We start from the raw sequence: 22,621 nt of genomic DNA on the forward strand, positions 1-22,621 counted from the left end.
CGGTCGTTCCCCGGCTCTCCGGATGTCCGGGGGGAGTGGCACGATGGGTCCATGGCCCCAGCCCCCTCCGCCGCGATGGTCGGGCGTGACGCCGAGATCGCCGGGATGCGCCGCCTGTTCGACGGTGTGCGCCAGGGCGTGCCCGCCGCGCTGCTCGTCGAGGGCGAGGCCGGGATCGGCAAGACCCGGCTGGTGCGGGAGTTCGGCACCGACATCGCGAGCGCGGCAGACGTGCACGTCGGCTGGTGCCTCGACCTCGGCGCCTCGCGTGCGCCGTTCGGGCCCCTCGCGGGCATCCTCCGCTCGCTCGTGGAGCGGCTGGGAGCCGAGCGCGTGCGTGAGGCGGTCGGCGTGGGCGTCGAGGCGCTCGGCATGCTGCTGCCCGAGCTCGTCGACGCCCCCGCCGCCCGCGACCGCACCAGTCCCGAACGCCTGCGCGACGCGATCGCCTCCCTCATCGAGGCCGCCACGGAGCTGGCGCCGCAGGTCATCGTCGTCGAAGACCTGCACTGGGCCGATGACTCGACCCTCGCGATCCTCTCCTTCCTCCTGCGCACGCTCGACCGCGGCCGCCTGCTGCTGCTCATCACCTGCCGCACCGACGACGTGCGCCGAGGCGACGCGGTGAGCCGGTTCATCGGCGAGGCCACGCGCGCACGACTGCTCGAACGGATGACGGTGTCGCGTCTCGACGACCATGCCGTCGGCGAGCTCGTCGCGCAGATCACGGGACGCGCGCCGACCGCGACGGCGCTGGAGCGGCTGCAGGTCCGGGCGGAGGGCGTCCCCTTCTTCGTGGAGGAGATCGCCGGGTGCGCCCAGGGGCCCCTGCCGGAGAGTCTGCGCGACCTCCTGCTCGCCCGGTTCGACCGTCTCGGAGACGATGCGCGCCGCGTGGTGCAGGTCCTGTCCGGCGCCGAGCGGCCGCTCACGGATCCGCTGCTGCTGCGTCTCGTTGAGCTTCCGGAGGATCGGGTCGACGACGCCGTCCGCGAGGCCGTGCGCAGCGGCATCATCGTCGTCGGCGAAGACGACTACCGATTCCGGCACGCCCTGCTGCGCGAAGCCGTGCACGACGATCTGCTGCCCGGAGAGCGCGCGCGTCTGCACCGCGCCTACGCCGAGGTGCTGGACGAGGACGGCGGCGGCGACGCGGCGGCCCTGGCCCACCATTGGCAGCTCGCGCAGGACGATCGTCGCGCCATCGCGTCCGCCGCCGACGCCATGCGGCAGGCCAAGGCCCAGTACGCCTTCGCCAGTGCGGCGCGGTTCGGGGAGCTCGTCCTCGAACTCTGGCCGCTCGTGCCGGACGCGGAGGAGGCGACAGAATTCGAACGTCTCGACCTCCTCCACGTGCTCGGGTCGGTCCTCCGCAACGCCGGTGACGGCGAGCGGGCGCTGGCGGTCGCCAATGTCGCGCTGAGCGAGGTCGACCCGGCGACGGTCGACCCGCGGCTGCACGCGCGCCTGCTCCGCAACAAGGCGCTGTATCTCGTCAATCTCGGGCGCCTCGGGGCCATCCCGCTCCTCCAGGAGGCGCTCGCGCTCGCGGAGCGCGTCGACGACGAGGCGTTCCGCGCGGAGCTGCTGAACCAGCTGGCGAGCCGTCGCATGATCGCGGGCGATCGGGAGGAGGCGATCCGGCTCGCCGACGAGGCGGAGCGTCGGGCCGCGGGCGCCGCGACGACGGATCAGCTCTCGATCGCCGCGAACGTCCGCGGCGGGTCGCTGGCCCATCTCGGCCGGGTCGCGGAAGGGGTGCGCGAGTACGAGCGTGCGCGCGACCTCGCCGCCGGATCGACGGCCGAGATGCGCTACCGCGTCAACTACTCCGACCTGCTGACGCTGCTGGGCCGCTATCGGGAGGCCGTCGCCGTCGCCGAGGAGGGTCTGCGCCGGGCTCGTGAGCTCCGTGTCGAGCGCACCTCGGGTTCGATCATGGCGCAGAACATGATCGTGCCGTTGCTCGAGCTCGGCGAGATCGACCAGGTCGAGGACATGCTGGCCCGGGACTTCCTGCAGGGCACGCTGCGGGTGTTCCGGATGTACGTGAGCATGACCAGGGTGCGGGTGCTCGCCTGGCGGGGCCGGGCCGCGGAGGCCGCGGAGACCCTGCAGGAGTGGCTGCCGGCGTTCGAGGAGACCGGAGTCTCGGAGCGGCAGATCTGGTACGACCGGATCACGATGCAGGTCGCCGTCGCCGAGAGTCAGGGCGACCTCCGCGGGGCGCTCGACGTGATCGGGGAGATGCTGGAGGACGTCCGGCCGGCGTTGCTGCATCAGCGGCGGCTGCTCCTGGAGGCGGGCGCCCTCGTGACGGCGCTTCGTGCGGGCGGGGCCGACGTCGATGCGGCGGTCGCGGCTGTGCGGACGGCCTGGGAGGCGCAGCCGCCGGAGCTGCAGGACGACGCGTGGTCGACGGTGCTGCACGCCCTGCTCGACCCGAGTCCGGCCGCGGTCGACGAGGCGCTGCGGTGCGCGGACGGCGACGACGTGCCGGTCACCTTCCGTGTGGTGCTGCGGCTCGAGCGGGCCCGGCTGCACGTCGCCGACGGAGAGCGCGCCGAGGCCGCTGCCGTGCTGACGGCGGCGACGGCGATCGCCGAGGGGCTCGGCCATGTGCCGCTGCAGAAGGCTCTGGCGGGGTTCGGCGAGGCGGCAGGGCTGCGTCCGACCGGGCCCCGCGAGGCCGCCGACGCGGAGCAGCTGACGGCCAGGGAGCGGCAGGTGCTCGCCCTCATCGCGGAGGGGCTGAGCAACCGCCAGATCGGGGAGCGCCTGTTCATCAGCGTGAAGACCGTCAGTGTCCACGTCTCGGCGGTGCTGCGGAAGCTCGGCGTGAGCACGCGCACCGAGGCGGCGCTCGCCCATCGCGCGGCCGAAGAGGGGGAGTCCCGTCAGTCCGCCGTGGTAGCGTGACCGAGCATGCATGTCGGATCATCGGCATGATGCAGGCCGCGTGAGCGGCCGGTCAACAGAAAGTAGAAAACACATGGCCACTGGCACTGTGAAATGGTTCAACGCAGAGAAGGGCTTCGGCTTCATCGCTCCCGATGACGGCACCGAAGACCTCTTCGCCCACTACTCGGCTATCGCCGGCTCCGGTTTCAAGGAGCTCCGCGAGAACCAGAAGGTCGAATTCGACGCTGAGCGTGGCCCCAAGGGCATGCAGGCGGCGAACATCCGCGCTCTCTGAGCGTGCGCTGACTTCCTGAAGCCGGCCGGATCCGTACGGGTCCGGCCGGCTTTTCGCTGCCCCGGCACTTTCGAATCGCCCACTTTGCGGCATCCGGGCGCCGGATGGGACAAGGTGAGCGATTCGAAACGGGAGTGAGGGCGCCCTAACCTCCGTGTTAGATTAGGCGAGGCTTACCAAAGGCCGGACGCTCTCGCGTCGACACCCCATCTCCCATCCCGAAGGGAACGCCTGTGCGCACCTCTCGACTCCTCGCCCTCGGCGCGGCCGCCGCGCTCGCCGTGACGCTGTCCGCCTGCTCGTCCTCCGCGCCGGAGTCGACCGCGCCCACCGGCGGCAACCCGGCCTCCGACGATGCGTTCCCCGTCACCATCGAGCACGTCTACGGCGAGACGACCATCGACGAGAAGCCCGAGCGCGTGGCCACCATCGCGTGGGCGAACCACGAGGTGCCCCTGGCGCTCGGCATCGTCCCGGTCGGCATGAGCAAGGCCACCTGGGGCGACGACGACGACAACGGCATCCTCCCCTGGGTCGAGGAGAAGCTCGACGAGCTCGGCGGCGAGACCCCGGTGCTCTTCGACGAGACCGACGGCATCGACTACGAGGCCGTGGCCGACACCGCTCCCGACGTGATCCTCGCCGCCTACTCCGGCCTCACGCAGGAGGAGTACGACACGCTCTCCAAGATCGCCCCGGTCGTCGCCTACCCTGACGTCGCGTGGGGCACCTCCGTCGACGACATGGTCGAGATGAACGCCAAGGCCCTGGGGCTCGAGGCCGAGGGGGAGGCCCTGATCGAGGACCTGCACGCCGATGCCGACGCCGCCCTCGCGGCCAACAGCGCGCTGGAGGGCAAGAAGGTGCTCTTCGCCTACTTCGACCCGAGCGACCTCAGCCAGATCGGCTACTACACCGCGGCCGACACGCGCCCCGGGTACCTGCACGACCTCGGCCTGCCGCTCCCCGCGATCGTGGAGGAGAACGAGGACAGCGACCAGTTCTACCTGCAGGTGAGCGCCGAGGAGGCGCAGAAGTTCGACGACGTGGACGTGCTGGTGACCTACGGCGACGACTCCACCCTGGCCACGCTGCAGGCCGACCCGCTGCTGTCGAAGATCCCCGCCATCGCGGAGGGCCGCGTCGCGATCCTCCCGGACGCCACCCCCATCGCCGCATCGGCGAACCCGTCGGCGCTGTCGATCCCGTGGGGTCTCGAGGACTACCTGGCCATCCTCGCCGCGCCGCTCGCGAAGTAAGCTCCGCGTCCGCCCCCCAGCGGAGAGTCGTCGTGATCTCAGCACCCGTCCTCGCGTCGGACGCCGCCACCCTGCGGCGTCCGACGGTGGTGCGCACCCTCTGGCTGCTCGCCGGGGTCGGAGTGATCCTCGTGCTCGTCGTGCTCTCGGTGTCGTTCGGGGTGCGGGCGGTCACGCTCGACGATATCCTCGCGGCGCTCTCCGGCCAGACCGACACGATCGCCCAGGCCGCGGTCGTCAAGCGCATCCCCCGCACCGTGCTCGCGCTCCTCGTGGGGGCGGCCCTCGCCCTCGCCGGGGCGACCATGCAGGCTGTCACGCGCAACCCCGTCGCCGACCCCGGCATCCTGGGGGTCTCGAACGGCGCCTCCTTCGCGGTCGTCCTCGGCATCGCGTTCTTCGGACTCAGCAACCCCTACGGGCAGATGGCCTTCGCGATCGTCGGCGCCGCGGCCGCCGCCGTCTTCGTGTACACCGTCGGCTCCCTCGGTCGCGGCGGAGCCACCCCGCTCAAGCTGGCCCTCGCGGGGGCGGCGACCTCCGCCGCGTTCGCCTCGCTCATCAGCGCGGTCATGCTGCCGCGGGTCGACCTGCTGCAGACGTTCCAGTCGTGGCAGATCGGCGGCGTCGGCGGGGCGGAGTGGCCGCGGATCGCGATCACCGCCCCGGTCCTCGCGGTCGGCGCCCTCATCTGCTTCCTGTGCGCCCGGGGCATGAACTCCCTCGCGCTCGGCGACGACATGGCCAGGGGCCTCGGCGAGCATGTGCTGCGCACCCGGATGCTGTCGGCCCTCGGCGCGGTCATCCTCGCCGGCGCGGCGACGGCCATCGCGGGGCCGATCGGGTTCGTCGGGCTCATCGTCCCGCACATGTGCCGGATGCTCGTGGGGACCGACCACCGCTGGCTGCTGCCCTTCTCGGCCCTCGCCGGCGCCGCGCTGCTCACCGCGAGCGACATCGTCGGCCGCGTGATCTCGCCGTCGTCCGAGGAGATCCAGGTCGGCATCATCACCGCGATCATCGGGGCGCCGTTCTTCATCTGGATCGTCCGCCGACAGAAGGTGCGGGAGCTGTGAGCACGACCGAGCACACCCTCGTCCGCGGCGACGAGTCCGCCGCCGCCCGCACCGCGCGCATCATCGCCGGCCGCCGGGCACGCCACCGCCGTCATGCCGTGGTCACGCTCGCCCTCGGGGTCGTCGTGGTCGTGCTGTTCGTCGTGGCGCTCATGGTCGGCAACACGTTCTACCCGCTCGACGAGGTCATCCGCGTGATCCTCGGCGAGACGGTGCCCGGCGCCTCGTTCACGGTCGGCGACCTGCGGCTCCCCCGTGCGGTCCTCGCGATCCTCACGGGGCTCGCGTTCGGCATGGCGGGCGTCACCTTCCAGACCATGCTGCACAACCCGCTCGCCTCGCCGGACATCATCGGCATCTCGAACGGGGCCGGCGCCGCCGCGGTGTTCGGCATCGTCGTGCTCTCGCTCAACGGCCCGGCCGTCTCGCTCCTCGCTCTCGTCGGCGCGCTCGTGACGGCGCTGGCGATCTACCTCCTCGCCATCAAGGGCGGCTTCGCGGGCACCCGCCTCATCCTCATCGGGATCGGCGTCGCGGCGATGCTGCAGAGCGTCATCTCCTACCTGCTGTCCCGGGCCGCGAACTGGGACATCCAGACCGCGATGCAGTGGCTCACCGGCAGCCTCAACAACGCGTCCTGGGAGCGGGTGCTGCCGATGGCGATCGCCGCCGCGATCCTCGTGCCGCTGCTGCTCTCGCAGGGGCGGGCGCTGGGCACGCTCCAGCTCGGCGACGACTCCGCCGCGGGGCTCGGCGTGCGGGTCACCGCCACGCGCCTCGTCTTCATCCTCGGCGCCGTGGCCCTCCTCGCCTTCGCGACCGCCGCCACCGGGCCGATCGCGTTCGTCGCGTTCATGGCCGGACCCATCGCCGCGCGGCTCACCGGTCCCGGCGCCACGCTGCTGCTGCCCAGCGGCCTCGTCGGGGCGGTGCTCGTGCTCGGCGGCGACCTCATCGCCCAGTTCGCGCTCGGCGCGCGCTACCCGGTCGGCGTGGTCACCGGCGTCGTCGGCGCGCCGTACCTCATCTATCTGCTCATCCGCACCAACCGCACCGGAGGCTCGCTGTGACCGCCGCCCACCGCCTGTCCGCCGAGGGGGTCACCCTCTCGTACGGCGACCGCACCGTCGTCGAGGGCCTCGACCTGCAGATCGCGCCGGGGAAGATCACCACGATCGTCGGCGCGAACGGCTGCGGCAAATCGACGCTGCTGCGCGCCCTCGCCCGGCTGCTGTCCCCGGGGGACGGGGAGGTCGTGCTCGACGGGAAGTCGATCCATGCCCGGCCCACGAAGGAGGTCGCGCGCATCCTCGGCCTCCTGCCCCAGTCGCCCGTGGCCCCCGAGGGCATCGCCGTCGCCGACCTCGTCGGTCGCGGGCGTCACCCCCACCAGCGGGCCCTGTCGCGGTGGAGTGCGCACGACTACGAGGTCGTCGCCGACGCCCTGGACGCGACCGGCATCAGCGACCTCGCCGACCGCAGCGTGGACGAGCTCTCCGGCGGTCAGCGGCAGCGGGTCTGGATCGCGATGGCCCTCGCGCAGGAGACCGACATCCTGCTGCTGGACGAGCCGACGACCTTCCTCGACGTCGCCCACCAGGTCGAGGTGCTCGACCTGCTCACCGACCTCAGCGTGGCCCGCGGCACCACGATCGTCATGGTGCTGCACGACCTCAACCTCGCCGCGCGCTACGCCGACGAGCTGGTCGCCATGAAGAACGGCCGCGTGCACGCGATCGGCGCCCCGCAAGACGTCGTCACCGCCGAGCTCGTGCAGGAGGTCTTCGGCCTCCCCAACCAGATCACCATCGACCCGGTCTCCGGCAAGCCGATGGTCACCCCCATCGGAAGGCATCATGTCCGCTGAATCCATCACGACCGAGCGCCCGACCTACATCCTCACCCGCGCCGAGGTGCGCGCCGTCTCCCGCGTCTCCCCGTCGTTCGTGCGGGTGACGCTCGGCGGCGAGGAGCTCAGCGAGCTGGGCACGCCAGGGGAGGTGTACGACAGCCGGGTCAAGCTCGTCTTCCCGCCCGCGTCCGGCGTTCTCGCGGAGATCGACCGGTCGACGTACGACTGGTGGGGCTCGTACCTGTCCGTCCCGGAGGAGGAGCGCGGCTCGATGCGCACCTACTCCGTGCGCGAGCTGCGGGTCGACGACGACGGCCGCACCGAGGTCGACATCGACTTCGTGCTGCACCTGGAGCCGGGGCTCACCGGTCCGGCCTCTCGGTGGGCGAGCACGGCCGCGGTGGGCCAGGAGCTGTGGCTGGTCGGCCCGCGTCGGGGCGTCGTCGCGCACGGCGGCGCGGAGTACGCCCCGGGGGCGGCGACCTCGGTGGTCCTCGTCGGGGATGAGACCGCGGCCCCCGCCATCGCCCGCATCCTGGAGGACGCCCCGCGCGACCTCCGCGGCACGGCGTTCATCGAGGTGCCGTCGCCCGCGGACGTCCTCGCGATCGACGTTCCGGCGGGGGTGGACGTGCACTGGCTGCCGCGCGACGCCGGCGAGCCGCACGGGTTCCGCCTCATCCCCGCGGTGCTCGAGCACCTGGGCGACGACGATGCCGGGGACGAGATCCGCGTCACCGACATCGAGGGGGAGGACCTCCTCTGGGAGACCCCGGAGTACTCGAGCCTGGGAGAGGAGATCGCGCCCGACGACGCGGCCGGCCGCTACTTCTGGATCGCGGGCGAGAGCGGTGTCGTGACGACGCTGCGTCGGCACCTCGTGAAGGACCTCGGGATCGACCGCGCGCAGGTCGCGTTCATGGGCTACTGGCGCCGCGGCGTCGCGATGCGGGGCTGAGATGACCGACGCCATCGATCGCCACAGCCTCGCGGGGGAATCCCTCGTCCTCGGCTACGGCCGCACCCGGGTCGTGCACGACGTCTCCCTGCGCCTCGCGCCGGGCCGGGTGACCGCGCTGATCGGACCGAACGGCAGCGGCAAGTCGACCGTCCTCCGCGCGCTCGCGCGGCTGCACCGCATCGAGGCGGGGACCGTGAGCGTCGGCGGCGCGGAGTCGCGCGACGCCGCCACCCTCTCCGCCAAGGAGTTCGCGAAGACCGTCGCGATGCTGTCGCAGTCCCGGCCGCACCCCTCCGGGATCGAGGTCGCCGACGTGGTCGCCTACGGCCGCCATCCCCACCGCGGGCGGTTCTCCGGCGTGAGCGACGCCGACCGTGCCGCCGTGGCGCGCGCCCTCGCCCTCACCGGCCTGTCCGCGATGGCCGCCCGTCCGGTCGACCAGCTCTCCGGCGGCGAGCTGCAGCGCGTCTGGCTGGCGACCGCACTCGCCCAGGACACCGGGGTGCTGCTGCTCGACGAGCCGACCAACCACCTCGACCTGCGCTACCAGGTGGAGACCCTCGATCTGGTGCGGGAGCTCGCCGACGACCACGGCACCGCGCTCGGCGTCGTGCTGCACGACCTCGACCACGCCGCCTCGGTCGCCGACGACGTCGTGCTGATGCACCGCGGCCGGGTCCACGCGGCGGGGGCTCCCGCCGAGGTTCTCACCGGCGAGAACCTGTCGCACGTGTACGGACTGCGCATCGACACCGCCCTCGACGAGGAGACCGGCCTGGTGCGGGTGCGTCCGCGCGGCCGCCACCACGGTCGCCTCCGCGCCCCCTCCGCCTCCTGATCCCGACCCCTGAAGGAACCACCGATGAAGAAGACCCCCCTCGCCGTGCTCGCCCTCGGCGGCGCCCTCACCCTCGCGCTCGCCGGCTGCGGCACCACGCAGACGCCGTCCGCCGAGGGGTCCGACGCCCCGACCTCGACGAGCGCGGGCTGCACGGACGACACCACGAGCACCTCGACCGGGGCGGTCTCCGTCACCGACGATCTCGGCCGCACGGTGGAGCTCGACAAGCCGGCCGAGCGGATCGCGGTGCTCGAGTGGCAGCAGATTGAGGACGCCCTGTCGCTGTGCGTGACGCCGGTCGCGGTGGCCGACGCCGAGGGGTACAGCACCTGGGTCACGGCGGAGGAGCTGCCGGAAGGCGTCGTGGACGTGGGCACCCGTCAGGAGCCGAACCTGGAGACGCTGTTCGGCACCGATCCCGACCTCGTGATCGTCGAGGTCAACGCCGCGGACGACCCCATCGTCGCGCAGCTCGAGGCTTACGACGTGCCCGTGCTCGCGACGATCGGCGCCGATGCGAAGGACCCGATCGCCAAGATGCTGAACACCTTCGACCTCATCGCGCAGGTCACCGGCCGCGAGGAGCGGGCCGACGTCGTCACCGAGGAGTTCCAGGACCACCTCGACACCGCGAAGGCCGAGCTCGCCGACCGCGACCTCGCCACGACCGACTTCGTGTTCTTCGACGGCTGGGTCGACGGCGGCAACGTGGCGCTGCGTCCGTTCGGCCAGGGCTCGCTCGTCGGCGAGGTGGGCGAGGAGCTCGGGCTGACGAACGCCTGGACCGGCGAGGTCGACCCCGTGTACGGCCTCGGACAGACCGATGTCGAGGGCATGACGACGGTCGGCGGCGCGAACCTGTTCTACACCGGCACCGCGGACCCGGACTCCGAGAGCTTCGTCGACGCCCTCGCGGACAACCCCGCCTGGACCTCGCTCCCCGCGGTGGCGGAGGACCGCCTGACCGCGTTCCCGGCCGGCATCTGGACCTTCGGCGGCCCGCGCTCGACCGCGCAGATCATCGACGGCTACCTCGAGGTGCTCTCGAAGTGACGGAGACCCTCCGCCTCGACGACACGACGGCGACCGCGGAGCCCGGCGCCCCGGCGTCCGCCGTCCCCGTCGGGGAGGAGGGTCGGAAGCCCGCGGTGTGGACGGGCGTCGGTGTGCTCGTCGCTCTCGCCGTCGTGCTGGTCGCGGTCGCCTGCTGGCACCTCACCCAGGGCACGAGCGGCGCGGTGTTCGCCGACACCGACGTCCTCTGGGGCTCGCGGGTGCCGCGGCTCGCCGCCGGTGTCGCGGTGGGCGTGGCCCTCGGGGTCGCCGGCATCCTGCTGCAGTCCCTCGCCCGCAATGCCCTTGCGTCGCCGGACACGCTGGGCGTGACCGCCGGGGCCTATCTCGCCGTCACGGCGCTCGCCGCATTCGGGATCGCCGTGCCGGTGTGGGCCTCCGGGGCGGTGGCGTTCGCGGGTGGCATCGTCGCCGCGGGCATCGTGCTCGGGCTCGCCGGCGGGGCGGGGTCGTCCACGACCCGCCTCATCCTCGCCGGCACCGCGCTGGCGCTCGCCTTCCAGGCCGCGACCTCGGCGCTGCTCATCCTGTTCGACGAGGAGACCAAGGGACTGCTCGCCTGGGGGAGCGGGAGCCTGTCGCAGCTCGGACTCACCGCATTCCTCCAGGCGGCGCCGGTCGTCGTGGTCGTCACGGTACTCGCGCTCCTGCTCGCGCGGCGCCTCGACATCCTCACCCTGGGGGACGACACCGCCTCGTCGCTCGGCGTGCCGATCCGGTCGACCAGGACCATCGGGATCCTGCTCGCGGTCACCCTCACGGCGGTCGCGGTGACGCTCGCCGGGCCGATGGGATTCGTGGGGCTGTGCGCGCCGGTGCTCGCGCGGCTGCTGACGCGGGTGGTGCCGAGCCTGAACCGCCACGTGCTGCTGATCCCCGCGGCGGGGCTCCTCGGCGCCCTCGTCGTCATCCTCTCCGACGCCCTCCTGCGCGCGCTCATCGGCGCGGAGGCTGCGATCCTCATCCCGACCGGCGTCGCGACGACGCTGCTCGGCGCGATCGTGCTCGTGCTCATGGCCCGGCGCCTCCGCGACGCTGGGCCCACGCGCGAGCCTCCGCGGGTGCGCTTCGGCGTCCGCAGCCGCCTGCGCTTCCGGATCACCCTCGCCCTCGTCGCCCTCGGCGTGGTCGGGGTGCTGCTGCTCGGACTGCTCGCCGGGCACACCTGGCTGCTCACCGGCGACATCGCGCTGTGGCTGCAGGGCCAGGCTCCCGCGCCCATCGCCTTCGCCCTCGACGAGCGCGCGCCGCGGATCGTGGCCGCCGTGGTCGCCGGCGCCGCGCTCGCCCTCTCCGGCGCCGTGATCCAGGGGGTGAGCCGCAACCCGCTCGCCGACCCGGGCATCCTCGGCGTCACCGGCGGCGGCGGGCTCGGCGCGGTGCTGGTGATCACGAGCATCACGTCGTCGACGGGCGGGATGATCGCGGGAGCCGTCACGGGCTCGCTGCTCGCCTTCGCCCTCGTCTACCTGCTGTCGTGGCGGGGCGGCCTGAACGCGGACCGGTTCCTGCTGATCGGCATCGGGGTCTCGTACTTCACGGTCTCCCTCACGACCTTCCTCCTGCTGCGGTCGAACCCGTGGGACACCCCCAAGATCTACACCTGGCTCTCCGGCACGACCTACGGGCGGGTGTGGGAGCAGGTCGTCCCGCTGGCGATCGTCCTCGTGATCGCGGTGCCGTTCGTGGTGATGAGTCGCCGAGAGCTCGACGTGCTGTCGCTCGATGAGGACACCCCGCGACTGGTCGGCATCCGGCTGGAGCCCGTCCGGTTGACGCTGCTGCTGGTGGCGGCCGTCCTGGCGGCGCTGAGCGTGACGGCGATCGGGGTCATCGGCTTCGTGGGGCTCGTGGCGCCGCACGCCGCGCGGGCGCTTGTGGGGGCACGGCACTCGCGGGTGATCCCGACGGCGGTGCTCCTCGGCGGGCTGCTCGTCGGCATCGCGGACACGATCGGCCGGACGGTGATCGCCCCCGCGCAGCTTCCGGCGGGTCTCGTGGTCGCGCTGATCGGCGCCCCGTACTTCGTCTGGCTGCTCTGGCGCTCCCGCTGACCCGCTTCGAATCGCGCAAATGGCCCCATTCCCGGAGGAAATGGGGCCATTCAGGCGATTCGAACGGGGTTACCGGGCCAGGAACTGCGTCAGCGCGGCGTTGACCTCGTCGGCGTGGGTCCAGAGGAGGCCGTGCGGGGCGCCCTCGACCTCGACGTACTCGGCCTCGGGCACGGCCTGGCGGAAGCGGCGGGCGGTCGCGTCGATCGGCAGGATGTTGTCCTTCGTGCCGTGCAGGATGAGGGTGGGCTTGCCGGCGGCGGCCACGGCCTTCACGTCGTCGCGGAAGTCCTCGATCCAGGTCGGGACCACGGCGTACGCGGCGACCGGGGCGCTGGTGACGGAGAGGTTCCAGTTCGCGTCGACGACCTGCTGGCTGATGCGCGTGCCGAGGTTCTCGTCGAGGTTGTAGAAGTCCGTGTAGAACTGGGTGAACCAGGCGTAGCGGTCGCCCTTGGCGGCGGCCTCGATCCCGTCGAAGACCTCCTGCGGCACGCCTTCCGGGTTGTCGTCGCGCTGCACGAGGAAGGGCTCGAGCGACGCGAGGAAGGCGAGCTTCGCGACGCGCTCGTGACCGTAGCGGCCGACGTAGCGGGCGAGCTCGCCGGTGCCCATGGAGAACCCGACGAGCACGACGTCGCGGAGGTCGAGGGTCTCGAGCACCGTGTTCAGGTCGGCGGCGAAGGTGTCGTAGTCGTAGCCGGAGCCGACCTTGGAGGACTGCCCGAAGCCGCGGCGGTCGTAGGTGATGACGCGGTACCCCTGGGCGAGGAGCTCGCGGGTCTGGCGCTCCCAGCTGTGGCCGTTGAGCGGATAGCCGTGGATCAGGACGACGGGCTGGCCGCTGCCCTGGTCTTCGTAGTAGAGCTCGATCGGGGTGGTGTTCTCGGTGCCGACGGTGATGTAACCCATGATGTGTTCCTTTCGGTGCCGGTGAGAACGATCGTTCTCGCCTGATGTGATCAATCTAGAGAACGTTCGTTCTCGTGTCAAGTAGACTTCTGGACATGACCGAAGACGAGGCCCGCGAACGCATCCTCTCCGCCGCGGAGGAGCTGTACTACCGCAAGGGCTACGCGGCGGTCGGCATGGACGAGCTGCGGGCTGCCGCCGGGGTGTCGCTGCGGCGCGTGTACTCGCTGTTCCCGGCGAAGACCGACATCGTCGCCGCGGTGCTCACCCGGAAGCACGCCGAGTGGGAGCAGGGGCTCACGGCGGCCGTAGCGCAGAGCGGCGACGACCCGCGCGCCCGCCTCCTCGCGGTCTACGGCTACCTGGAGGACTGGTTCTGCAGCGACGGGTTCCGGGGCTGCGCCTTCATCAACGCGTTCGGCGAGCTCGGGGGAACGAGCCCCGAGGTGGCCGCGATCGTCCGCGCGCACAAGGCCTCGTTCCAGCAGTACATGGCGGAGCTCGTCGCGGACACCGGTGCCCCGGCGGGTCTGGCCGCCCAGCTCTCTCTCCTCGCGGAGGGCGCGCAGAGTACCGCGGCGATCGGCGCGGACCCGGAGGCCGCCGTGCACGCGCGCCGCGCCGCCGAGGTCCTGATCGACGCCGCCCTCGCTCCGGCCTGACGCCCCCACTCGCTAACTTGGTTAGCGAAATGGGGAGGTCCTGTCAAGGCCACTGCTTTCCGCGCCCGCCCCGCGTAGGGTGCGGGCATGGAGACCTCGACGAAGGGCATCGCCCGCCAGAGCCTCGTGATCGCCGCCGCCGTGTTCATGCTGATCGCCGCGGCCATCGGCGCCGGAGCATTCGGCGGGGACTCCGTCGACGAGCTCCAGAACGGGGCGCTCTCGGCGCAGGGCTCGTACCTCGCCCCGGCCGGGCCGGCGTTCTCGATCTGGTCGCTCATCTACCTCGGACTCCTCGCCTACACCGTGTGGCAGGCCCTCCCCGCGCAGCGCCAGGACGAGCGTCAGCAGGCGGTCGGCGGCTGGATCGCCCTCTCCCTGGTCCTCAACGGCCTCTGGCTGGTGACCGCGCGGTACCTGACGCTGTGGCTCACCGTGCTCGTGATCGCGCTGCTACTCGCGACGCTCGCGCGCATCATCGTGCTCCTCGGCCGGTACCCCGCCCGCTCCCTCGCCGACCGCCTCCTCACCGACGGCGCGAACGGCCTGCACTTCGGCTGGGTCACGATCGCGACGGTCGCCAACACCGCCGCCTGGCTCACGCAGACCGTCCCGGAGATCGGGGCGGATGCCCCCGACGCCTGGGCCGTCGCCGTGCTCGTCGTCGTGCTGGTGATCGGCGCCGCATCGGCCTGGTTCACCGGCCGCCTCGCCCCGGCGCTGGCGACGGCCTGGGGGCTGAGCTGGCTCGCGATCGGGCGTCTCACGGGCGAGCCGGAGAGCACGCCCACCGCCGTCACCGCGATCATCGTCGCCGTCCTGCTCGTCGTCGTCGGCGTCGTGGCCGTCCTCCGCGGCGGCGCCGCGCCGGCACGCACGACCGCGCGCCGCTAGGCCGCTAGAGCACCAGTCGGTAGCCCATCCCCGACTCGGTGAGGAGGTGGATGGGCGCCGAGGGCTCCTGCTCCAGCTTCTTGCGGAGCTGCGACATGTACAGCCGGAGGTAGCCGGAGTCGGACACCTGCGCGCTGCCCCAGATCTCCTTGAGGAGGTCCTGCCGGGTCACCAGCGCGCCCGGGTGCCGTGCGAGGTGCTCGAGCATCCGCCACTCGGTCGGCGTGAGGTGCACACGGGTGCCGGCACGGGTCACGGTCTTCGTCGCGAGGTCTACGACGACATCCCCGAACGCGACCACGGACTCCCCGTTCGCGGCGACCGCGCGGCGGGAGAGCGCCCGGAGCCGGGCCAGCAGTTCATCCACCTGGAAGGGCTTCGTGACGAAGTCGTCCGCCCCCGCGTCCAGCGCCTCGACCTTGTCGGCCGAGCCGGTCCGCCCCGACACGACGATGATGGGCACGCTCGTCCAGCCGCGGAGGGCCTGGATCACCTCGATGCCGTCGAGCCGGGGCATGCCGAGGTCGAGCATGATGAGGTCGGGATGGGTCTGCGCCGCGGCGGCGATCGCGGCGGCGCCATCGGCGGCCACGACGACCTCGTACCCGTGGGCCGCGAGGGTGATCCGCAGCGCCCGCACCATCTGGGGGTCGTCGTCGGCGATGAGGAGCTTCACTCCGTGCCCTCCGTGTCGGCGGTCCCTGCGGCGAGCGGCAGGGAGATGACCATGGTGAGTCCGCCCCCGGGGGTGTCCTCCGGTGTCAGGCTACCGCCCATGCCCTCGGTGAATCCGCGGGAGAGGGCGAGCCCGAGCCCCAGCCCGGTCGTGTTGTCGGTGTCGCCGAAGCGCTGGAACGGCTGGAAGATCGCATCGCGCCGCTCGGGGGCGATCCCCTCGCCGCGGTCGACGATCCGGATCTCCGCCCGATCGCCCAGCCGGCTGCTCGACACGAGCACACGGCTGCCCGCCGGCGCGTGCCGGTGGGCGTTGGCGAGCACGTTCACGAGCACGCGCTGGAGCAGCACCGGGTCGGCGTGCAGCGGCGGGAGGTCGGGATCGAGCGCGAGCTCGACGTCGGCGGGGCCGAGGCCGAGCTCGTCCACCGCGGCGAGCACGGGGCCGGCTGCGTCGATCCGCTGCGCCGAGACCGCGAGCACCCCCGCCTCCACCCGGCTCACGTCGAGGAGGTCGGTGACGAGGGTGGAGAGCGTCGCGAGGCTCTCGTCCGCGGTTTCCAGCAGCTCCGCGCGGTCTTCGGCGGACAGGCCGTGCGCGCCGCGGAGGCCGCCGATCGCCGCGACGGCCGAGGCGAGCGGCCGCCGCAGATCGTGACTGACGGCGGAGAGGAGGGCGCTGCGCACCTGATCGGTCTCGGCGAGAGCCTCCGCCTCCCGTGCCGTGGCTCGCAGGTCGGTGTGCTCGATGGCGGCGGCGAGCTGGGCGACGATCGCGTCGAGCAGGCGGCGCTCCGGACCGGCGATCGGCTCGCCGTTGAGCTCCAGCACGGCGCGCGGGCCCCCACCGGACGCGACCCCGACCGGGATGGTCGTGGCGCGGCCGTCCGGCACGGGCTCGCCGTCGCTCGCCAGCACCTCTCCGGACGGGGTGAGCAGCCGCACGCCGCTCAGACCGAACGCCTCCCGGGTGCGGCTGACGAGGGCGAGCACGGCGTTGTCGCCGCGGAGCACGTTCCCGGCGACGGCCGCGAGGAGCTCCGCCTCGGCGGTCGCCCGCTGCGCGGTCCTGGCCCGGCGGGCGGCCTGGTCGACGATGAGGCTCACGAGGATCGCGATGATGACGTAGAGGGTGAGCGCGAGCACGTGCAACGGGTGCGCGATCGTGATCGTGAACAGCGGGGCGACGAAGAGGAAGTCGAGGGTGATGCCGGAGAGCACGGCCGCGAACACGGCGGGGCGGATCCCGCCGATGAGGGCGACGACCACGACGAGCAGCTGGTAGGCGAGCACCTCGGCCGTGATCGACTCCGGGCTGCGGACCGTGAACATCAGCCAGGAGAGCAGCGGACCGAACACCAGGGCCACGCCGAAGCCCAGCGCCTGACGCCGCCAGCCGAGCGCGCCGCCGGTGATGCGGGGGAGGGCGAGACGGCCGCCCGCCGCGGCGTGGGTCACGATGTGCACGTCGATGTCGCCCGAGCGGCGGATGACCTCGGCGCCGATCCCCGGTCCGGTGAGCGCGGCGGCGAGGCGGCCGCGGCGGCTCACGCCGATCACGAGCTGCGTCGCGTCGGCGCCCTGGGCGAACTCGACGAGCGTCGCGGGGATGTCGTCGCCGACCACCTGATGGTAGGTCCCGCCGAGCGACTCGACGAGGGAGCGCTGCGCGGCGAGGGCGCCGGGGGTCTCGTCGCGCAGCCCGTCCTGGGCGGTCACGTGCACGGCGAGCAGCTCCCCGCCGGCGGACCGGGCGGCGATGCGGGCCCCGCGGCGCAGCAGCGTCTCGCCCTCCGGGCCGCCGGTGAGGGCGACGACCACGCGTTCGCGTGCCTGCCACGCTCCGGCGATGCCCTGTTCGGCGCGGTAGCTGCGGAGCGCGCTGTCGACCTCGTCGGCGAGCCACAGCAGGGCCAGCTCCCGCAGGGCGGTGAGGTTGCCGAGCCGGAAGTAGTGCGAGAGCGCGGCGTCGATGCGCTCCGCGGGGTAGACGAGACCCGCGGCGAGGCGGTCGCGGAGTGTCTGCGGCGCCAGGTCGACGACCTCGATCTCGTCGGCGGCGCGGACCACCGCGTCCGGGATGGTCTCGCGCTGGGCGATGCCGGTGATCTTCTCCACGACCGCGTTCAGCGACTCGATGTGCTGCACGTTCACGGTGGTGACGACGTCGATCCCCGCGTCCAGCAGCTCCTCGACATCCTGCCACCGCTTGGGGTTCCGCGAGCCGGGGGCGTTCGTGTGCGCGAACTCGTCCACGAGCGCGATCTCCGGGCCGAGGGCGAGCACCGCGTCGAGGTCGAGCTCGGAGAGGACGACCCCGCGGTGGGCGTCCTCCCGTCGCGGCACTTCGGGCAGTCCGGAGGTCAGGGCGGCCGTGGCCGCACGGCCATGGGTCTCGACGATCGCGATGACCACGTCGCGGCCCTCGTCGCGGAGCCTCCGGCCCTCGGCGAGCATCTCGAAGGTCTTCCCGACCCCCGGCGCGGCGCCGAGGAGGACGCGCAGTCGTCCGCGGCGGTTCCGGTCCGTCGCGGGGCGCGGCGGCCGCTCTGCGCTCATGCACCCTCCCGGTCGTCGAGTGCGAGATTCAGCTCCGCGACGTTGATGCGCTCCTCGCCGAGGAACCCCAGGTCCCGCCCTTGAATCCTAGACTCCACCAGCGCCCGGACCTCGTCCTCCGGCAGGTCGCGGGCGGCCGCCACCCGCGGCACCTGCAGCAGGGCGTATGCGACGCTGATGTGCGGGTCGAGACCGGAGCCGGACGCGGTCACGGCATCCGCGGGCACCGCGGACGGATCGACCCCCTCTCTGGCGGCGATCTCGGCCTTCCGTTCGGCGATGGCGGCGACGAGGTCGGGATTCTCCGGCCCGAGGTTGCTGCCGCTCGACGCTGCTCCGTCGTATCCGTCGCCCGCCGCCGAGGGGCGGGACTGGAAGTACTTCGGCAGGGCCTCGCCGTCGGCATCCGTGAAGGACTGGCCGATGAGCGCGCTGCCCCGGTCGCCGGGAAGCAGCGAGCCGTTCGCCTGCGCGGGGAGGAGGAGCTGGCCGATGCCGGTGACGAGCAGCGTGTACCCGACGCCGAGGACGAGGGTGAGGACGAGCATCGCGCGGACGGCGACACCGGCGGTGCGCACCGTGGTGCGGGTGGTGGACGACATGGCGTTCCTTTCGAGCCCGGTCAGAAGCCGGGGAGGAGGCTGACGAGGAGGTCGATGAGCTTGATGCCCACGAACGGGGCGATGACGCCGCCGAGGCCGTAGACCAGCAGGTTCCGCTGCAGGATCTGCGAGGCGCTCGCCGGCCGGTAGGTCACGCCGCGCAGCGCGAGCGGGATGAGGAACACGATCACGATGGCGTTGAAGATGATCGCGCTCGTGACCGCCGAGGCCGGCGAGTGCAGCTGCATGATGTTCAGCGCCGCGAGTCCGGGGAACACGCCCATGAACATCGCCGGGATGATGGCGAAGTACTTCGCGATGTCGTTCGCGAGCGAGAACGTCGTCAGCGCGCCGCGGGTGATGAGCAGCTGCTTCCCGATGCGGACGATGTCGATGAGCTTGGTCGGGTCGGAGTCGAGGTCGACCATGTTGCCGGCCTCCTTGGCGGCGGAGGTGCCCGTGTTCATCGCGACGCCGACGTCGGCCTGGGCGAGCGCGGGGGCGTCGTTCGTGCCGTCCCCGGTCATCGCGACGAGGCGCCCGCCCTCCTGCTCGCGGCGGATGAGGTCGAGCTTGTCCTCCGGGGTGGCCTCGGCGAGGTAGTCGTCGACGCCGGCCTCGGCCGCGATGGCCTTCGCGGTGAGGGGGTTGTCTCCGGTGATCATGACCGTGCGGATGCCCATGCTGCGCAGCTCGTCGAACCGCTCTCGGAGGCCGTCCTTGACGATGTCCTTGAGATGCACGACCCCGAGGATCCGATGGGTCCCTGAGCTTGTCGAAGGGCCCTGCACCGCGACGACGAGGGGCGTGCCGCCGCCCGAGGCGACGTCGTCGGTGAGGGTCGTGAGCTCGTCATCGGGGGTCTGCCCCAGCCAGGCCGCCACGGCCGAGGCGGCGCCCTTGCGGATCTGCGTGCCGTCGGCGAGGTCGAGACCGCTCATGCGCGTCTGCGCCGTGAACGGGACGACGACGGCGTCCGCCGGGGCCTCGACCCGGATCCCGCGGGCGGCGGCGAGTTCGACGATCGATGCGCCCTCCGGCGTCGGATCGGCGAGGGAGGACAGGGCGGCGGTATGCAGCAGCTCCGCGGCGTCCACTCCGGTGAGCGGCAGCACGGCGTGGGCGCGGCGGTTGCCGTGGGTGATGGTGCCGGTCTTGTCGAGGAGCAGCGTGGTGACGTCGCCCGCGGCCTCCACCGCCCGCCCCGACATCGCCAGGACGTTGCGCTGCACGAGTCGGTCCATGCCCGCGATGCCGATGGCGGAGAGGAGGGCGCCGATCGTGGTCGGGATGAGGCAGACGAGCAGGGCGATGAGGACCGGGATGCTCACCGGCGACGCCGCGTACGAGGCGATCGGATTCAGTGCGAGGACGACGACGACGAACACGATCGACAGGCTCGCGAGGAGGATGTTCAGGGCGATCTCGTTCGGGGTGCGCTGCCGGCTCGCCCCCTCGACGAGCGCGATCATGCGGTCGACGAACGTCTCGCCGGGCTTTGACGTGATACGCACGACGATCTGATCCGACAGCACCCGGGTGCCGCCGGTGACTGCACTGCGGTCGCCGCCGGACTCGCGGACCACGGGGGCGCTCTCGCCGGTGATGGCCGACTCGTCCACGGTGGCGATGCCCGCGACGATGTCGCCGTCGCCCGGGATCAGCTCGCCCGCGGAGACGATCACGAGGTCGTCGCGCTGCAGCTCCGCCGACGACACCGTCTCCGCCGGCGCTTCGACAAGCTCAGCGACCCACTCCGCGCCCCCCTGGGTCCCTGAGCCCGTCGAAGGGCCCACCACCCGTCGCGCCATCGTCTGGGTGCGGGTGTTCCGCAGGCTCGCGGCCTGGGCCTTGCCCCGTCCCTCGGCGACCGACTCCGCGACGTTCGCGAAGAACACGGTCAGCCAGAGCCAGATCGCGATGCCCCACGTGAACGCCGCCGGGACGGGGGTGCCGCCGGAGGAGGCGGGTCCGCCGAGGAAGGGCTCCGCGATCGCGAGGACGGTCGTGAACGCGGCGCCGACCCAGACGAGGAGCATCACGGGGTTGCGCACGAGCGTCGCGGGGTTGAGCTTCCGGAGCGCGCCGGGGAGCGCCTGAGCGAGCTGGGCTCCGCCGAACGAGCGTGGGGGACGGGCGGGGGCCGCGGGGGCGTCCTGCTGTTCGGGAGGGGTGGTCAGGAGGGTCATGGTCAGAGTCCTTCGGCGAGCGGTCCCAGTGCGAGCACGGGGAAGTAGGTGAGGGCCGTCACGACGACGGTCACGGTGAGGAGCAGGCCGGCGAACTGCGGCCGGTGGGTGGGGAGCGTGCCGGTCGTGGCCGGCACCCGCTCCTGCGCGGCGAACGATCCCGCGAGGGCCAGCACGAGCACGATCGGGAGGAAGCGCCCGAGCAGCATCGCGACGCCCAGGGCGGTGTTGAACCACGGGGTGTTCGCCGTGAGCCCGGCGAACGCGGAGCCGTTGTTGTTCGCGGCGGAGGTGAACGCGTAGAGCACCTCGCTCATGCCGTGCACGCCCGGGTTGAGGATGCTCGTGGACTCCACGTCCTCGCGGATGCCGGGGATCGCGAAGCTCAGGGCCGTGCCGCCGAGGACGAGCACGGGGACCACGAGGATGTAGAGGCTCGCGAGGGTCATCTCCCGCGGGCCGACGCGCTTCCCGAGCCACTCCGGGGTGCGGCCGACGAGCAGCCCGCCGACGAAGACCGCGACGATCGCCAGCACGAGCATTCCGTACAGACCGGAGCCGACGCCGCCCGGAGCGACCTCGCCGAGCATCATGTTCAGCAGCGGCATCATGCCGCCGAGCGCGGTGTACGAGTCGTGCATCGAGTTCACGGCCCCGGTCGACGTGAGGGTGCTCGCGCTGCCGAAGAGGGTCGAGCCGAGGATGCCGAAGCGCTGCTCCTTGCCCTCCATCGCCGCCCCGGCGAGTTCGGGCGCAGCGCCGCGTCCCGCCAGCTCCAGGGCCGAGAGCGCGGCGAGCGAGGCGAGGAACAGGGTGCCCATGACCGCGACGATCGCGTACCCCTGCCGGTGGTCGCCGATCAGTCGGCCGAACGTGCGGGGGAGGGCGAACGGGATCACCAGGATCAGCAGCACCTCGAGGAGGTTCGTCCACCCGGTCGGGTTCTCGAAGGGGTGGGCGGAGTTGGCGTTGAAGAAGCCGCCGCCGTTGGTGCCGAGCAGCTTGATGGCCTCCTGCGACGCGACCGGACCGCCGGGGATCGTCTGCGTGCCTCCGGAGACCGTGGCGACGTCGGTGAAGCCGTTCACGTTCTGGATCACGCCGCCCGCGAGCAGGGCCACCGCGCCGATCAGGGCGAGCGGGAGCAGCAGTCGCCCCAGACCGCGGGTGAGGTCGACCCAGAAGTTGCCGATCGTCGCGGAGCCACGGCGCGCGAGACCGCGGATCAGGGCGATGGCGATGGTGAGGCCGACGGCGGCGGAGACGAAGTTCTGCACCGTGAGGCCCGCGAGCTGCACCGTGTAGCCCATGGTCTGCTCGGGCGAGTACGACTGCCAGTTGGTGTTCGCGACGAAGGACGCGGCGGTGTTGAACGCGAGTCCCTCCGGCACGGCGGGCAGGCCGAGCGACACGGGGAGGAAGGCCTGGAGCCGCTGCAGCCCGTAGACGAGCAGGAGTCCGACGAGGGAGAAGAGCAGGACGCTGCGGGCGTAGGCGCGCCAGGTCTGCTCGGAGCGGGGGTCGACGCCGATCACCCGGTAGAGCCCGCGCTCGATGCGCAGGTCGCGTCCGGAGGTGTAGACGTGCGCGATGTAGTCGCCGAGGGGGCGGTAGAGGAGCACGAGCACGACCACGACGGCCGTGATCTGGAGGACGCCGTACAGGACCGTCGCGTCCATCAGAAGCGCTCCGGGGCGACGAGCGCCACGACCAGGTAGACGACCGCGGCGACGGCGAGGACCGCGGCGAGGATCTCGAAGACGATCATGCGCGGTCCACCGCCTTGGCGATGAGGGACACGAGGGCGAACAGCGC

Annotated in this window: 19 protein-coding genes; 12 read left to right on the top strand and 7 right to left on the bottom strand. The window is 72.3% G+C overall.

The window, feature by feature from the left end; translation table 11 throughout:
• The first annotated feature begins 51 nt into the window (after nucleotides 1–51).
• The 10 genes from B7W94_RS04185 to B7W94_RS04230 all read left to right on the top strand — a co-directional run bounded on the left by B7W94_RS04185 (nucleotide 52) and on the right by B7W94_RS04230 (nucleotide 12,313).
• A complete protein-coding gene (locus B7W94_RS04185; protein ID WP_172400062.1) occupies nucleotides 52–2,919 on the top strand; it encodes a helix-turn-helix transcriptional regulator in 2,868 nt (955 codons plus the stop codon).
• 73 nt (nucleotides 2,920–2,992) lie between these two features.
• Entirely contained in the window at nucleotides 2,993–3,196 is a 204-nt protein-coding gene (locus tag B7W94_RS04190; RefSeq protein ID WP_025104028.1) for a cold-shock protein, read from the top strand.
• 233 nt (nucleotides 3,197–3,429) lie between these two features.
• Entirely contained in the window at nucleotides 3,430–4,455 is a 1,026-nt protein-coding gene (locus B7W94_RS04195) for an iron-siderophore ABC transporter substrate-binding protein (protein WP_085604652.1), read from the top strand.
• Between the two features lie 32 nt (nucleotides 4,456–4,487).
• Nucleotides 4,488–5,531 (top strand): FecCD family ABC transporter permease, encoded by a 1,044-nt coding sequence (locus B7W94_RS04200; protein ID WP_085604655.1) that lies wholly within the window; start codon nucleotides 4,488–4,490, stop codon nucleotides 5,529–5,531.
• The gene (locus B7W94_RS04205; RefSeq protein WP_085604658.1) at nucleotides 5,528–6,601 is read left to right on the top strand and encodes a FecCD family ABC transporter permease; all 1,074 of its coding nucleotides are present in this window, start codon (nucleotides 5,528–5,530) and stop codon (nucleotides 6,599–6,601) included. The genes B7W94_RS04200 and B7W94_RS04205 overlap by 4 nt, the downstream gene beginning before the upstream one ends.
• Nucleotides 6,598–7,398, top strand: coding sequence for an ABC transporter ATP-binding protein (locus B7W94_RS04210; protein ID WP_085604661.1), 801 nt, complete (start codon nucleotides 6,598–6,600; stop codon nucleotides 7,396–7,398). The genes B7W94_RS04205 and B7W94_RS04210 overlap by 4 nt, the downstream gene beginning before the upstream one ends.
• The gene (locus B7W94_RS04215; protein WP_085604664.1) at nucleotides 7,388–8,341 is read left to right on the top strand and encodes a siderophore-interacting protein; all 954 of its coding nucleotides are present in this window, start codon (nucleotides 7,388–7,390) and stop codon (nucleotides 8,339–8,341) included. Before B7W94_RS04210 ends, B7W94_RS04215 begins: the two co-directional genes overlap by 11 nt.
• Before the next feature lies 1 nt (nucleotide 8,342).
• Nucleotides 8,343–9,182 carry an ABC transporter ATP-binding protein gene (locus tag B7W94_RS04220; protein ID WP_085604667.1) on the top strand — a complete coding sequence of 280 codons (840 nt, stop codon included), beginning with the start codon at nucleotides 8,343–8,345 and terminating at the stop codon, nucleotides 9,180–9,182.
• Between the two features lie 24 nt (nucleotides 9,183–9,206).
• Nucleotides 9,207–10,238 carry an ABC transporter substrate-binding protein gene (locus B7W94_RS04225; RefSeq protein ID WP_085604670.1) on the top strand — a complete coding sequence of 344 codons (1,032 nt, stop codon included), beginning with the start codon at nucleotides 9,207–9,209 and terminating at the stop codon, nucleotides 10,236–10,238.
• Nucleotides 10,235–12,313 carry an iron ABC transporter permease gene (locus B7W94_RS04230; RefSeq protein ID WP_085604673.1) on the top strand — a complete coding sequence of 693 codons (2,079 nt, stop codon included), beginning with the start codon at nucleotides 10,235–10,237 and terminating at the stop codon, nucleotides 12,311–12,313. The genes B7W94_RS04225 and B7W94_RS04230 overlap by 4 nt, the downstream gene beginning before the upstream one ends.
• Nucleotides 12,314–12,382: 69 nt before the next feature.
• Here the strand turns inward: B7W94_RS04230 and B7W94_RS04235 are convergent, their stop codons facing one another.
• A complete protein-coding gene (locus B7W94_RS04235; protein WP_025104019.1) occupies nucleotides 12,383–13,225 on the bottom strand; it encodes an alpha/beta fold hydrolase in 843 nt (280 codons plus the stop codon).
• A gap of 95 nt (nucleotides 13,226–13,320) precedes the next feature.
• On the opposite strand from B7W94_RS04235, the gene B7W94_RS04240 reads away from it, so the two are divergent.
• Together B7W94_RS04240 and B7W94_RS04245 are read left to right on the top strand one after the other, a co-directional pair.
• Nucleotides 13,321–13,887 (top strand): TetR/AcrR family transcriptional regulator, encoded by a 567-nt coding sequence (locus B7W94_RS04240; RefSeq protein WP_025104018.1) that lies wholly within the window; start codon nucleotides 13,321–13,323, stop codon nucleotides 13,885–13,887.
• 87 nt (nucleotides 13,888–13,974) lie between these two features.
• Entirely contained in the window at nucleotides 13,975–14,781 is an 807-nt protein-coding gene (locus B7W94_RS04245) for a TspO/MBR family protein (RefSeq protein WP_085604676.1), read from the top strand.
• Nucleotides 14,782–14,785: 4 nt separating this feature from the next.
• Here the strand turns inward: B7W94_RS04245 and B7W94_RS04250 are convergent, their stop codons facing one another.
• The 6 genes from B7W94_RS04250 to B7W94_RS04275 are packed head-to-tail and all read right to left on the bottom strand — an operon-like array spanning nucleotide 14,786 to nucleotide 22,574.
• Nucleotides 14,786–15,457: a response regulator gene (locus B7W94_RS04250; protein WP_085604679.1), complete on the bottom strand. Its 672-nt coding sequence runs from the start codon at nucleotides 15,455–15,457 to the stop codon at nucleotides 14,786–14,788.
• Nucleotides 15,454–18,015 carry an ATP-binding protein gene (locus tag B7W94_RS04255; RefSeq protein ID WP_085604682.1) on the bottom strand — a complete coding sequence of 854 codons (2,562 nt, stop codon included), beginning with the start codon at nucleotides 18,013–18,015 and terminating at the stop codon, nucleotides 15,454–15,456. The genes B7W94_RS04250 and B7W94_RS04255 overlap by 4 nt, the downstream gene beginning before the upstream one ends.
• Nucleotides 18,012–18,617: a potassium-transporting ATPase subunit KdpC gene (kdpC, locus tag B7W94_RS04260; RefSeq protein WP_085604685.1), complete on the bottom strand. Its 606-nt coding sequence runs from the start codon at nucleotides 18,615–18,617 to the stop codon at nucleotides 18,012–18,014. The genes B7W94_RS04255 and kdpC overlap by 4 nt, the downstream gene beginning before the upstream one ends.
• Before the next feature lie 20 nt (nucleotides 18,618–18,637).
• Entirely contained in the window at nucleotides 18,638–20,806 is a 2,169-nt protein-coding gene (gene kdpB / locus B7W94_RS04265; protein WP_085604687.1) for a potassium-transporting ATPase subunit KdpB, read from the bottom strand.
• A 2-nt stretch (nucleotides 20,807–20,808) separates the two neighbouring features.
• Complete coding sequence (gene kdpA, locus B7W94_RS04270; protein ID WP_085604689.1) at nucleotides 20,809–22,485, bottom strand: potassium-transporting ATPase subunit KdpA; 1,677 nt, start codon at nucleotides 22,483–22,485, stop codon at nucleotides 20,809–20,811.
• Entirely contained in the window at nucleotides 22,485–22,574 is a 90-nt protein-coding gene (locus B7W94_RS04275) for a potassium-transporting ATPase subunit F (protein WP_036292752.1), read from the bottom strand. The genes kdpA and B7W94_RS04275 overlap by 1 nt, the downstream gene beginning before the upstream one ends.
• Nucleotides 22,575–22,621: the final 47 nt, after the last annotated feature.

It is taken from the genome of Microbacterium sp. LEMMJ01, from assembly GCF_002114135.1.
In the GTDB taxonomy this organism is placed as follows: Bacteria; Actinomycetota; Actinomycetes; order Actinomycetales; family Microbacteriaceae; genus Microbacterium.

Excerpts from the sequence above, each read along its gene's own strand:
- B7W94_RS04215 (WP_085604664.1), top strand. The coding sequence starts at position 7,388 with ATGTCCGCTGAATCCATCACGACCGAGCGCCCGACCTACATCCTCACC.
- B7W94_RS04185 (WP_172400062.1), top strand. The coding sequence starts at position 52 with ATGGCCCCAGCCCCCTCCGCCGCGATGGTCGGGCGTGACGCCGAGATC.
- B7W94_RS04225 (WP_085604670.1), top strand. The coding sequence starts at position 9,207 with ATGAAGAAGACCCCCCTCGCCGTGCTCGCCCTCGGCGGCGCCCTCACC.
- B7W94_RS04275 (WP_036292752.1), bottom strand. The coding sequence starts at position 22,574 with ATGATCGTCTTCGAGATCCTCGCCGCGGTCCTCGCCGTCGCCGCGGTC.
- B7W94_RS04220 (WP_085604667.1), top strand. The coding sequence starts at position 8,343 with ATGACCGACGCCATCGATCGCCACAGCCTCGCGGGGGAATCCCTCGTC.
- B7W94_RS04245 (WP_085604676.1), top strand. The coding sequence starts at position 13,975 with ATGGAGACCTCGACGAAGGGCATCGCCCGCCAGAGCCTCGTGATCGCC.
- B7W94_RS04255 (WP_085604682.1), bottom strand. The coding sequence starts at position 18,015 with ATGAGCGCAGAGCGGCCGCCGCGCCCCGCGACGGACCGGAACCGCCGC.
- B7W94_RS04190 (WP_025104028.1), top strand. The coding sequence starts at position 2,993 with ATGGCCACTGGCACTGTGAAATGGTTCAACGCAGAGAAGGGCTTCGGC.
- kdpB (WP_085604687.1), bottom strand. The coding sequence starts at position 20,806 with ATGACCCTCCTGACCACCCCTCCCGAACAGCAGGACGCCCCCGCGGCC.
- B7W94_RS04235 (WP_025104019.1), bottom strand. The coding sequence starts at position 13,225 with ATGGGTTACATCACCGTCGGCACCGAGAACACCACCCCGATCGAGCTC.
- kdpA (WP_085604689.1), bottom strand. The coding sequence starts at position 22,485 with ATGGACGCGACGGTCCTGTACGGCGTCCTCCAGATCACGGCCGTCGTG.
- B7W94_RS04240 (WP_025104018.1), top strand. The coding sequence starts at position 13,321 with ATGACCGAAGACGAGGCCCGCGAACGCATCCTCTCCGCCGCGGAGGAG.
- kdpC (WP_085604685.1), bottom strand. The coding sequence starts at position 18,617 with ATGTCGTCCACCACCCGCACCACGGTGCGCACCGCCGGTGTCGCCGTC.